12 protein-coding genes are annotated in these 11,981 nt (G+C 69.8%); 7 read left to right on the forward strand and 5 right to left on the reverse strand.

The annotated features are described in order from the left end of the window. The 5 genes from treS to ADK57_RS08535 all read left to right on the forward strand — a co-directional run. Positions 1 to 1,479, forward strand: a 1,479-nt coding sequence (gene treS, locus ADK57_RS08515) for a maltose alpha-D-glucosyltransferase (protein ID WP_053748757.1), incomplete at its 5' end; no start/stop codon positions are given. 28 nt (positions 1,480 to 1,507) lie between these two features. Then, a complete protein-coding gene (locus ADK57_RS08520) occupies positions 1,508 to 2,869 on the forward strand; it encodes a maltokinase N-terminal cap-like domain-containing protein (protein ID WP_053748758.1) in 1,362 nt (453 codons plus the stop codon). A gap of 3 nt (positions 2,870 to 2,872) precedes the next feature. Next, positions 2,873 to 5,083 (forward strand): 1,4-alpha-glucan branching enzyme, encoded by a 2,211-nt coding sequence (glgB, locus tag ADK57_RS08525; protein ID WP_053748759.1) that lies wholly within the window; start codon positions 2,873 to 2,875, stop codon positions 5,081 to 5,083. A gap of 109 nt (positions 5,084 to 5,192) precedes the next feature. Further along, entirely contained in the window at positions 5,193 to 6,281 is a 1,089-nt protein-coding gene (locus ADK57_RS08530; RefSeq protein ID WP_053748760.1) for a glutamate--cysteine ligase, read from the forward strand. A gap of 196 nt (positions 6,282 to 6,477) precedes the next feature. After that, a complete protein-coding gene (locus tag ADK57_RS08535) occupies positions 6,478 to 8,385 on the forward strand; it encodes an AMP-dependent synthetase/ligase (protein ID WP_053748761.1) in 1,908 nt (635 codons plus the stop codon). A 103-nt stretch (positions 8,386 to 8,488) separates the two neighbouring features. On the opposite strand, the gene ADK57_RS08540 is transcribed toward ADK57_RS08535, so the two are convergent. Both ADK57_RS08540 and ADK57_RS48870 read right to left on the reverse strand, forming a co-directional pair. Next, positions 8,489 to 8,776, reverse strand: a complete 288-nt coding sequence (locus ADK57_RS08540; RefSeq protein WP_053748762.1) for a DUF4190 domain-containing protein — start codon at positions 8,774 to 8,776, stop codon at positions 8,489 to 8,491. Between the two features lie 122 nt (positions 8,777 to 8,898). Further along, positions 8,899 to 9,075, reverse strand: a complete 177-nt coding sequence (locus tag ADK57_RS48870) for a hypothetical protein (RefSeq protein WP_107091507.1) — start codon at positions 9,073 to 9,075, stop codon at positions 8,899 to 8,901. Positions 9,076 to 9,269: 194 nt separating this feature from the next. Here ADK57_RS48870 and ADK57_RS08545 point away from each other — a divergent pair, with 194 nt between their 5' ends. Next, positions 9,270 to 9,704, forward strand: coding sequence for an ATP-binding protein (locus tag ADK57_RS08545; protein WP_053748763.1), 435 nt, complete (start codon positions 9,270 to 9,272; stop codon positions 9,702 to 9,704). A 37-nt stretch (positions 9,705 to 9,741) separates the two neighbouring features. On the opposite strand, the gene ADK57_RS08550 is transcribed toward ADK57_RS08545, so the two are convergent. The 3 genes from ADK57_RS08550 to ADK57_RS08560 are packed head-to-tail and all read right to left on the reverse strand — an operon-like array spanning position 9,742 to position 10,847. After that, a complete protein-coding gene (locus ADK57_RS08550) occupies positions 9,742 to 10,131 on the reverse strand; it encodes an ATP-binding protein (RefSeq protein WP_234390037.1) in 390 nt (129 codons plus the stop codon). Positions 10,132 to 10,181: 50 nt separating this feature from the next. Then, positions 10,182 to 10,442, reverse strand: a complete 261-nt coding sequence (locus ADK57_RS08555) for a hypothetical protein (RefSeq protein ID WP_053748765.1) — start codon at positions 10,440 to 10,442, stop codon at positions 10,182 to 10,184. A gap of 33 nt (positions 10,443 to 10,475) precedes the next feature. Next, the gene (locus tag ADK57_RS08560; protein WP_053748766.1) at positions 10,476 to 10,847 is read right to left on the reverse strand and encodes a hypothetical protein; all 372 of its coding nucleotides are present in this window, start codon (positions 10,845 to 10,847) and stop codon (positions 10,476 to 10,478) included. A 395-nt stretch (positions 10,848 to 11,242) separates the two neighbouring features. Between ADK57_RS08560 and ADK57_RS08565 the strand changes: the two genes are divergently transcribed. Beyond that, on the forward strand, positions 11,243 to 11,981 hold a 739-nt coding region (locus ADK57_RS08565; RefSeq protein ID WP_159050028.1), incomplete at its 3' end, for a HAMP domain-containing protein.

Consider the following 11,981-nt stretch of genomic DNA (forward strand, 5'->3'; position numbering starts at 1 on the left):
GGCTACGACGTCTCGGACTACACCGCCGTCCTGCCCGAGTTCGGCGACCTCGCCGACTTCGTGGAGTTCGTCGACGCCGCCCACCAGCGCGGCATGCGCATCATCATCGACTTCGTCATGAACCACACCAGCGACCAGCACCCGTGGTTCCAGGAGTCGCGCAAGAACCCGGACGGCCCCTACGGCGACTACTACATGTGGGCCGACGACGACAAGCAGTACCAGGACGCCCGGATCATCTTCGTCGACACCGAGGCCTCCAACTGGACCTTCGACCCGGTCCGGGAGCAGTACTTCTTCCACCGGTTCTTCTCCCACCAGCCGGACCTCAACTACGAGAACCAGGCCGTCCAGGAGGAGATCCTGGCCGCCCTCCGCTTCTGGCTGGACCTCGGCATCGACGGCTTCCGCCTCGACGCCGTGCCCTACCTGTACGCGGAGGAGGGCACCAACTGCGAGAATCTGCCCGCCACGCACGAGTTCCTGAGGCGGGTACGCCGCGAGATCGACGTGATGTACCCGGACACGGTGCTGCTGGCGGAGGCCAACCAGTGGCCGGAGGACGTCGTCGACTATTTCGGCGACTACCGGGCCGGCGGCGACGAATGCCACATGGCGTTCCATTTCCCGGTCATGCCCCGCATTTTCATGGCGGTCAGGAGGGAATCGCGCTATCCGGTCTCGGAAATCCTCGCCAAGACCCCCGCCATTCCCTCGAACTGCCAGTGGGGCATCTTCCTGCGCAACCACGACGAGCTGACGCTCGAAATGACCGACGAGGAACGCGACTACATGTGGGCGGAGTACGCCAAGGACCCCCGCATGCGCGCCAACATCGGCATCCGCCGCCGCCTGGCACCCCTCCTCGACAACGACCGTGACACGATCGAGCTGTTCACCGCCCTGCTGCTGTCCCTCCCCGGCTCGCCGATCCTCTACTACGGCGACGAGATCGGCATGGGCGACAACATCTGGCTGGGCGACCGGGACGCCGTCCGCACGCCGATGCAGTGGACCCCGGACCGCAACGCCGGCTTCTCCACGGCCGATCCCGGCCGCCTGTTCCTGCCGACCATCATGGACCCGGTCTACGGCCACCAGGTCACCAACGTCGAGGCGTCCATGGCGTCGCCCTCCTCGCTGCTGCACTGGACCCGCCGCATGATCGAGATCCGCAAGCAGAACCCCGCGTTCGGCCTCGGGTCCTTCACCGAGCTCCAGTCCTCCAACCCGGCGGTGCTGGCGTTCCTGCGGGAGTACGAGGACGACCTCGTGCTGTGCGTGAACAACTTCGCCCGGTTCGCGCAGCCCACGGAGCTCGATCTGCGTGAGTTCGAGGGGCGATACCCGGTCGAGCTGTTCGGCGGGGTCCGTTTCCCGGCCATCGGTGAACTGCCGTATCTGCTGACCCTCGGTGGGCACGGCTTCTACTGGTTCCGGCTCTCCCGAGTCGCATCCCGCATCGGTCGACGACTTTGAGCGTGTGCCGACGAAAGGACGCGTCACCATGCCGAAGACCGCATTCCGCCGCCCCAGACGTACGGTCGTCGCCGACCCGATGGTCTCGCTCGACGGCCTGTTGCGCGACTGGCTGCCCAGGCAGCGCTGGTTCGCGGGCAAGGACCGGCCCGTCACCGACCTCACTCTGCTGTCGATGACGGAGCTGTTCCCGGGCTGTCTGCACCTACTGGTGCAGACCAGCCACGCGCCCGTGCCGGCCCCCGGAGGCGGCGCACCGGCCGGTGACTGCTACCAGCTGCTGCTCGGCGTACGGCAGCATCTGTCGCCGCGTCTGGGCCGGGCGCTCATCGGCCGTGCGGAAGAGGGCCCGTTCGCCGGGATGACGGTGTACGACGCGCTGCACGACCCCCGGTCGGCGCAGCTGCTCCTGGAGCGGCTGCGGCATCCGGGCTCGGCCGGTCCCCTGCGGTTCGAGTGCGACCCGTCCGTGCCGGTGCCCGCCGGGCTGCCGCCGCGACTTTTGGACGCCGAGCAGTCCAACTCCTCGCTGGTGTACGGCGACGAGTTCATCCTGAAGCTCTTCCGGCGCATCCAGCCCGGCGTCAACCCGGACCTGGAGGTTCCGGGCGCGCTGGCGGGGCAGGGCTGTCGCCGGGTGCCCGCGCCCGTGGCCTGGTTCCGGACGACGCAGCCGCAGGAGGCGACGCTGGGCGTGCTCCAGCCGTATCTGCGCAACGCGTCGGACGGCTGGACGCTGGCGCTGCGCGCGCTCGCCACCGGTGACGACTTCACCGCGCAGGCGCACGAGCTGGGGCAGGCCACGGCAGAGGTGCACCTCGCGCTGGCCGCGGCCTTCCCTGCCGATACGCACGGCGAGAGCGGCCGTACGGCGGAGGCGATGACCGAGCGGCTGGACTCCGCGGCGCACTGCGTGCCGGCGCTCAAGCCGTTCGTGCCCGGTCTGCGGGCCGCCTTCGGCGCGCTCGCCACCTGCGACGCCGGGCCGCCGGCCCAACGCATCCACGGCGACCTGCATCTGGGGCAGGTGTTGTGGGCGGGCCGGGAGTGGTTCGTCATCGACTTCGAGGGCGAGCCGTCCCGTCCGCTCAACGAGCGGCGCAGCGCCCACTCGCCGGTGCGGGACATCGCCGGCATGCTGCGCTCCTTCGACTACGCCGCCCGGCAACGCCGCCCGTGGCGTCCGGAGTGGGCGCGCTGCTGCCGGGAGGCCTTCTGCGCGGGCTACGCGTCCCGCGCCGGATGGGACCCGCGCAAGAAGCACGGTCTGTTGCATGCCTACGAGACGGACCGGGCCGTGTACGAAGTCCTTTACGAAGCCAGACACCGCCCGGACTGGCTCCCCGTACCCATGGCGGCGATCGAGCGTCTCGCCGTGAGAGGAGACTGACCCGTGGCCCTGCGCGACGATCCTTCGCTGCCCGAGCCGTCCGGACCTGCCCGGTGCGGTACGGCCCCTCCCATCGATCCCGTCGAACGTGACCGCCTGCTGTCGGGCACCCACCACGACCCGCACGCCTTGCTGGGCGCCCACCCGGTGCCCGACGGGATCGTGTTCCGGGCGCTGCGCCCGTTCGCCCGTTCGGTGAGCGTCGTGGTCGACGGCGAGCGCAGACGGCTGGCCTCGGAGGGCGACGGGCTCTTCTCCGGCGTCCTGCCGCTCGACGCGATCCCCGCGTACACGCTGCTGGTGGCGTACGCGGATGGGGAGCAGGAGGTGCACGACCCGTACCGCTTCCTGCCCGCCCTCGGCGAAACGGACCTGCACCTCATCCGCGAGGGCCGGCACGAGCAGTTGTGGAAGGCGCTCGGCGCCGAGCCGATGACCCACCAGGGCGTGCCCGGCACCCGCTTCACGGTGTGGGCGCCCAACGCCCAAGGGGTGCGGGTCGCCGGGGAGTTCACCTTCTGGGACGGTCGGGCCTTCCCGATGCGCTCGCTCGGTTCGTCGGGTGTGTGGGAGCTGTTCCTGCCGGGCATCGGTGAGGGCACGCACTACAAGTTCGAGATCACTTCCCGCTACGGCGGCCGGTTCCTCAAGGCCGACCCGATGGCCCGCCGCTCCGAGGTGCCGCCGGACACGGCGTCCATCGTGACCTCCTCGCAGTACGAGTGGGGCGACCGGGAGTGGATGACCCGGCGCGGGGACGTGCCGGTGCACGAGGCTCCGTTCTCGGTCTACGAGGTCCATCTGCCCTCCTGGCGAAAGGGCCTGACGTATCGGCAGCTTGCCGAGGAGCTGCCGTCGTACGTGAAGGACCTGGGCTTCACCCATGTCGAGCTGATGCCGGTCGCGCAGCACCCCTTCAGCGGTTCCTGGGGCTACCAGGTCACCGGCTTCTACGCGCCGATGGCACGGCTCGGCACACCGGACGACTTCCGGTACCTGATCGACGCCCTGCACCGGGCCGGCATCGGCGTGATCATGGACTGGGTGCCGGCCCACTTCCCGAAGGACGACTGGGCGCTGGCCCGCTTCGACGGGGACCCGCTGTACGAGCCGGGAGACGACCGGCGGGCGGAGCACCCGGACTGGGGGACGTACGAGTTCGACTTCGGGCGCATCGAGGTGCGCAACTTCCTGGTCGCCAATGCCGTGTACTGGTGCGAGGAGTTCCACATCGACGGCCTGCGCGTGGACGCCGTCGCCTCCATGCTCTACCTCGACTACTCCCGCGACTCCGGCCAGTGGGCGCCCAACGCGTTCGGGGGCCGCGAGGACCTGGACGCGATGGCGTTCCTGCAGGAGATGAACGCGACCGTGTACCGGCGGGCCCCGGGTGTGGTGACGATCGCCGAGGAGTCGACGGCCTGGGACGGCGTGACCCGCCCCACCGACGGCGGCGGCCTCGGCTTCGGCCTGAAGTGGAACATGGGCTGGATGCACGACTCGCTCGGCTACATCAGCCACGAGCCGGTCCACCGCAAGTACCACCACAACGAGATGACCTTCTCGATGGTGTACGCGTACAGCGAGAACTACGTGCTGCCGATCTCCCACGACGAGGTCGTGCACGGCAAGCAGGCCCTGGTGTCGAAGATGCCGGGCGACTGGTGGCAACAACGCGCCAACCACCGCGCCTATCTGGGGTTCATGTGGGCCCACCCCGGAAAGCAGCTCCTCTTCATGGGCCAGGAGTTCGCTCAGGGCGCCGAGTGGTCCGAGCCCCACGGCCCCGACTGGTGGCTCCTCGACCCCGCCTACAGTGCGGAGCCGGACCACCGGGGCGTGCGTGACCTGGTCCGCGATCTCAACACCGTCTACCGCGCCTCCCCCGCCCTGTGGCAGCGCGACACCGACCCCGGCGGGTTCCGGTGGGTGATCGGGGACGCGGCGGAGGACAACGTCTTCGCGTTCCTCAGGTACGACGCCGAGGGCACCCCTCTCCTCGCGGTCTCCAACTTCTCCCCCGTCGTCCGCCACGACTACCGCCTCGGCGTACCCGACGACGTCCCCGCCTGGCAGGAAGCCCTCAACACCGACGCGGCGCGCTACGGCGGCAGCGACCTCACCTCGCCCGACCCGGTCAAGCCGGAGGACGGGGCCCTCCGGCTGACGCTGCCGCCGCTCGCGACGGTGTGGCTGGTACCGCTACCCGGCTGAGGCCTCGCGGCGACGACAGGTGTTCGAACGGCCCCGGAGGGGCAGTCGGGGTCGTACACGAGCGAGCATTCCTCGTCGCCGCAGAGGGGCCACAGAAAGGCTGCATCAGGTGCGCACCGTCGGAGTGGAGGAGGAACTCCTCCTGGTCGACCCGGAGACGGGTGAGCCGCAGGCACTGTCCGCCGCGGTCCTCGCCCGTGCCGCACAGGACGACGCCGATCAGGACGTCTTCGAGAAGGAACTGCACAACCAGATGCTCGAGTTCGCGACGCATCCGCAGTCGGGAATGGAGGATCTGCGGGCGGAGATCGTCCGCATCCGCAAGGAGGCCGCCCGGCACGCCGGGGAGAGCGGCTGCACGGTCGCCGCGCTCGCCACCTCGCCGCTGCCCGTCAGGCCCGCCGTGGGCGTGGGCCGCCGCTACCAGTGGATGGCGGAGCAGTACGGGATCGCCACTCAGGAACAACTCGTCCTGGGCTGCCATGTGCATGTTTCCGTGGAGTCCGACGAGGAGGGCGTCGCCGTCATCGACCGGATCCAGCCCTGGCTGTCGGTGCTGTCCGCGCTGAGCGCCAACTCCCCTTTCTGGCAGGGCAAGGACACCCTCTACAGCAGCTATCGCAGCCGGGTGTGGCAGCGCTGGCCGTCGGCCGGTCCGACCGAGCCCCTCCGTTCGGCCGAGCGCTACCACCGCAGGGTCGCGGACATGGTGGCCACCGGTGTGATCCTCGACGAGGGGATGATCTACTTCGACGCCCGGCTGTCCCGGCGCTACCCGACCGTGGAGATCCGGGTCTCGGACGTCTGTCTGCATTCCGGCACCGCCGTGCTCGTCGCCACCCTCGCCCGCGGCCTCGTGGAGACCGCCGCGCGTGAATGGCGGGCCGGCCGGGAGCCGCTGGGGCACAGCGTGAGCCTGCTGCGGCTGGCCGCCTGGCGTGCCGCCCGGTCGGGACTGACCGAGGAACTGCTGCACCCCGCGACCATGCGGCGCATGCCGGCGGCGACGGTCGTACGGGCTCTGCTGGACCACGTCGGGGACGCCCTCGCCGAGACCGGCGACCTCGACCGTGCCCGCGAGACCTGCGAAGAGCTGCTGCGCACCGGCAGCGGCGCCGGGGTACAGCGCGCGCTGATGACACGGACCGGGAGCCTCAGGGACGTGGTCACCGAGTGCGTGCGCATCACGCAGAGGTGAGACGGCCGCACGCCGGACTGCTCTCACACCATGAGAACGACGGCGTACACCAGTCCCCCGAATATGCCGAGATCATCGACGGCCGGCCAGTTCTCCGTTCACGGGCACCGCGCGCCCTCACCTGAGCTAGATTCGAGCACCGCAGATAACCGTGCTCATCGGCGGAGTTACACCCCGTACACATCAGGAGCAGTGCATGCGCGACTTCGCCCTCGCTCCCCCGGCCACCTCGCACCTGACCGGCGGGCTCGCCGACAGTCTCTTCGAGACTGCGGCCGACAACCCCGCCCTGCCGATGCTGGCCCGCCGCTCGGACGCCGCCTCCTCCGTGTGGGAGGAGGTGACCGCAGTGGAGCTGCGGGACGAGGTGGTGGACCTGGCCAAGGGACTGGTCGCCTCCGGGATCTCGCCGGGTCACCGGGTGGCGATCATGGCGCGTACCCGGTACGAGTGGACGGTCCTGGGCTACGCGCTGTGGACGGTGGGCGCCGAGGTCGTGCCGATCCATCCGACGTCGTCGCGCGACCAGGTCGAGTGGATCCTGCGGGACGCCGGCTGTGTGGCCGTGGCCGTCGAGGACGAGCAGAGCGTGATGACGGTCGGTTCCGTGTGTGCGGCGCTGCCTCGGCTGCGCCACGTCTGGCAGCTGGACGCGGGGGCCCTTCGGGAGCTGGTGGAGCGGGGCGAGTTCATCCCGCTCGCCACCGTCGACTCGCTGCGCCGCATCGTGCTTCCGGACTCCACCGCCGTCGTCGCCTACACCTCCGGCACGACCGGGCAGGCGCTCGGCTGCGCGCTGAGCCACCGCAGCCTCGCGAGCCCCTGCGACACCCTGCTGGCGGGCTGGGGGCACACGGCCGCGCCGCCCGGGGAACAGGCGTCCGTCCTCGCCTTCCTGCCGTTCTCCCATGTCTACGGCCTCATGATCCAGGGCATGTGCGTGCGCGGCGGTCTGCTCATGGCCCATGAGCCCGACCTGAGCTCGGAGTCGCTCACGTCGGCGCTGCGCTCCTTCCGCCCCACCTACTTCTACGCCGTGCCCTCGGTCTTCGAGAAGATCTACAAGACGTTCCTGCGCACCGCCCAGCAGACGGGTCGCGGCGCGCTGTTCGAGCGGGCGGCCGAGACGGCACGGGACTACGCCGCGGCGTGCGAGCGGCAGCGGCTGGGCGAGGGGCCCGGCCCCGGCTTCGATCTGCGCCTGCAGCACGCCCTGTACGAACGCACGGTGTACCGCAAGCTGCGGGGCGCCCTCGGCGGCAGAGCCCGGCGCGCCACGTCGGGCGGCTCGCCGCTCAACCGCGACCTCTGCCTCTTCTACGAGGGCATAGGCATCTACGTCCACGACGGGTACGGGCTCACGGAGACCAGCGGCGGGATCACGATGCAGCCGCTGGGGCGTGAGAAGTCCGGCACCGTCGGACAGGCCCTGCCGGGCACGGACATCCGGGTGGCCGACGACGGGGAGATCCTGGTCCGCGGGCCGTCGGTGTTCCAGGGCTACGTGAGCGACGAGTCGGCGACCCGGGCCGCCCTGCTGCACGGCGGCTGGCTGGCCACGGGAGACATCGGGCGGCTGGATCCTGAGGGCTATCTGACGATCACCGGGCGCAAGAAGGACGTCATCATCACCAACAGCGGCAAGAGCGTCGCCCCCGCCGCCTTGGAGCACCGGCTGCGGATGCACCCGCTGATCCATCAGGCGGTGATCGTCGGTGACAACCGGCCCTGTGTGGGGGCGCTGATCACCCTTGACCCGGAGTTCCTCGCCCACTGGCGGGCGGGCTTCGCGTGGCAGAGCGACGCGCCGAACCGGGAGGCGCGGGAGGAGAACGCGCTGCGGGAGGAGATCACCCGGGCCGTGGCGGCGGCCAACAGTGCCGTGTCACGCTCGGAGTCCGTCCGGGTGTTCCGCGTGATTCCCGAGCCTTTCGACCTGGCCAGCGGGCTGCTGACGCCGTCGATGAAGCTGCGCCGGGACCTGATCGTGCGGACGTACGCGTTCGAGATCGACGCCATGTACCAGGCGCGCTCGCGCGGCGGGCGGCAGGTCTTGCCGGACGAGTCGGCGACCTGGGACGACGCGGACAACGTGTTCCGGTGACGGTGTGCGTCCGGGGCGGCGACCGGCCGCCCTGCGCGGCGCATGCCGAAGGGCGCATGCCATGGTGCGCATGCGCCCTTTCGAGCCTGGTCGGGGGCTTCGGTCAGCCGCCGATGTACCAGGTGGAGCCGCCGTTCGCCGCGGCCACCGCGAGCAGCACCGCGAAGATGACCAGATCGACGACGCCGAGGACGATACCGGCCTTGGCCATTCCGGCCCCGCCCTTGGCCGGTGCCTGGCGCATTCCCACGGCGCCCAGCACTATCGCCATCGGACCGAGAACCACGTTGAAGAAGATCAGTCCGATGATTCCGCAGATGAGGCTCGCGATGGCCAGACCATTGGTGCGCGACCTGGAGGACGCGGCAGAGGAACCGCCGTAACTCGTCATCACATTCTCCCGGTGTCGGGGGCTTGGATATCCGGCGAGTTCCCTCCAATACACCACACATACCGACTAATTGACGTGACGTCAGGGCAATTCCGAAATTCCGAATTCCGCTTGTCGAACCGTCAGCGCCGACGGCCGCGAGCCGCCCAGGAGCTGCCCACGCCGGCGAGATGCAGTGCCAGCACCGTCAGGCCGAGCAGCATGACGTTCGTCGACGTGAAAACGTCGTTGGTCGAGATCTCGGCGGCGTTGATCAAGAACGCGATGAAAAGCAGTACTGCCGCAGCTATGGCGAGCACGAGTCACCCTCCGTTCGTATCCTTCTACGAAGTCCCTCTGCCCCGGATCCGCGGCAACAGACACCGGGCCGCCGCACGGTCCGCCGGTCTGATCGCGTGCGGGCGCGTAGGCTCTGTCCGCCTGGGAACTCGCAGACGGAGGGGGCGCAAGGGAAAGCACTACAGCCCTGCTGACGCCGGGCCGGGAAGGCGAGATGGCAGCTGAGCCGCGTAGGGACGACACACTGGCTTCCAAGGACATCCCGAGCCGCAGCACCCGCTTCTCGGGTGAGCTGCGCAATGTCACGGGTGCGCGCCTTGAAGCGGAGACATTTCTCGCTGACCTGGCACGCACCTCGCCCCCGGCCACGCCGGAGTACTGGGACGACATTCTCCTGGTCGTCACGGAGCTGGCCGCCAACGCGGTCCAGTACGCTCCGGGTCCTTTCGAACTGCGCATGCGCCGGACGTTCGACGGCGTACACGTGGTCATGCAAGACACCAACCCCACGCCACCTGCGCCCCGGCCCTTCCACCCCAACCGGGGTGGCGGCGGTATCGGCTGGCACCTGATCCACACGTTGTGCGACCAGGTCAGCGTGGTCACCGGCGAGAGCGGCAAGGAGATACACGTCTTCCTGCCCTGGTGAGACCGGCTGGTGAGACCGGTGGGACGCGAGCGGAGCCTCAGGCGGACGCCTCGCGCAACGGCACGAACACGCTGATCGTCTTGCCGCCTCCGGGACGCAGCTCTATGGCGATCTCGCGGGCGAGGCGAATGATCAGCGGCCAGCCGTACCCGTTGCCGTGGTGCCCGACGGGCAGGACACCCGGTCCGTACGCGACGTCGGGCACGACCTGACTGTTGTCGTGGACGGCGAGCCGGATCCCCTGAGGCGCGGGCAGGACGTCGAACCCGGCCAGTCCGGCACCATGCCGGATGGCGTTGGTGACCAGTTCCGAGACCACGAGCAGCAGGTCGATGACGTCTTCATCCCGCACGGTGCGGGATTCCGGGCTCCAGACCTCGCGCACCACCGACCGGGCATACGCGCGTGCCGCCGCCGCGGTCGTCACCGGGGGCGCCGCCCGGGTCCCCTCCGTATGGTCCGTATGCTCCGCCGCCCTCACGACTCCGTCACTGCCCCGGGCGCCTCCGTCGCGACTCCGACGGCATCGACCAGGACGAAGATCCCCGCCGTTCCTGTCACCTCAACCAGCCTTTCCACGTCTTTCGTTGCCCGTCCCGCCACCGGCAACCGGCCCTCGCGCAGGAGGCCGGAAGTCTGTGGGGGCCCGCTGCACACGGCGGAGTCCGCGTGGCCGCCGCCGGCCGGTTCGGCGACGGCGACCAGGGAGTCGGCGGTCGCGCCCGGTTCGGCGGCCAACGCTCGGTGTTGACGCGCGCCGCGGATCACCGCTCAGGCGGTGGTCGCCTCGCGCGGCGGCAGCCGGTGGTAGTACTCGCCCACGCTCGCCAGATATGCCCGGTCCATGGTTTCGCTGTCCGTGCGGAACCGGGGCGCCGCCTTCACCTCGCCCCTCGTGCACGACAGCGTTATCTTCCGGCCGTCGCTGTCGACGCCCTTCATCACGCCGACCGGAACCAGGACGCTCCGGCCGAAGACCCAGACGCCCGTGTCGACGACGAGATGCCGCATCCCGAAGTGATCGGCCTGCCGGTCCACATGGCCGATCGTGCCGTCCGTCGCCGCCACGGTGTAGCCCGTGAGCTCCTGCCCCTCCACATGACCGCTTTCCGGTGCGTACGACCAGATCCTGTCGATGGCCACACCGCTCCTTCCTCCCCGTACCGACGCCGAGTCATGAGCCCGCGGACGCAGTTGCGCCCGCCTGCTCCACACCAGCAGTTACCCGCCCGCGGCGTTCGCATTCTGAACATCGCGCCACAACGGCCGAGCACTCGCGCGGGCCGCGGAAGAAACCGTCCCCAGTACCCCTGCCGAGTTGGGGCATGCACGCTCCACACCTGTTTTCCGCACCCGGGGCAGAAGTTGTCGCGAGGCTTTGTCCGGCGCTCGGCAGCTGGGTTAGCCTGCGTCGTCTTTCTCATCACGCAGATCCGTGAACTGCGGAAATGCACGCACGACTTGCGAGGGCCGCCCGGCCCGACTTGGTTCCGAGTCCTCGTTCGCGGGGACTCTTGGGGAGCGGAACGAGGGTACGCATGACCAGCAACACCATCGAGGTCACCGATGCGGTCCCGGGGGACCACGAGTTGAGACAACTCCTGGCGGGGCTGACGGCGGTGCGGGACGGGGACTTCGGCACCCGCCTGCCGGACGACGGGCAGGGCCTCCTGGGCGACATCGCCACCGTGTTCAACGGCATGGTCGACCAGTTGTCCGTGTTCACCTCCGAGGTCACCCGCGTGGCCCGCGAGGTCGGCACCGAGGGAACGCTCGGCGGACAGGCGGAGGTACCGGGCGTCTCCGGCACCTGGGCCGACCTGACGGACTCCGTCAACGCCATGGCGGGCAACCTGACGACCCAGGTGCGCGACATCGCGCAGGTGGCCACGGCGGTGGCGAAGGGCGACCTCTCCCAGAAGATCGACGTGCCCGCGCGGGGCGAGATCCTCCAGCTGAAGGAGACCGTCAACACGATGGTCGACCAGCTCTCCGCCTTCGCCGACGAGGTGACTCGTGTGGCGCGCGAGGTCGGCAGCGAGGGGCGGCTCGGCGGGCAGGCCCAGGTGCCCGGGGTCGCCGGCGTCTGGCGGGACCTCACCGACTCGGTGAACCTGATGGCGGGCAACCTCACCGCCCAGGTCCGCAACGTCGCCCAGGTGACGACGGCGGTGGCCCAGGGCGACCTCTCCCAGAAGATCACCGTCGACGCCCGCGGCGAGATCCTCGAACTCAAGAACACCATCAACACGATGGTCGACCAGCTCTCCGCCTTCG

This window comes from Streptomyces sp. MMG1533, from assembly GCF_001279775.1.
Taxonomy (GTDB): Bacteria; Actinomycetota; Actinomycetes; order Streptomycetales; family Streptomycetaceae; genus Streptomyces.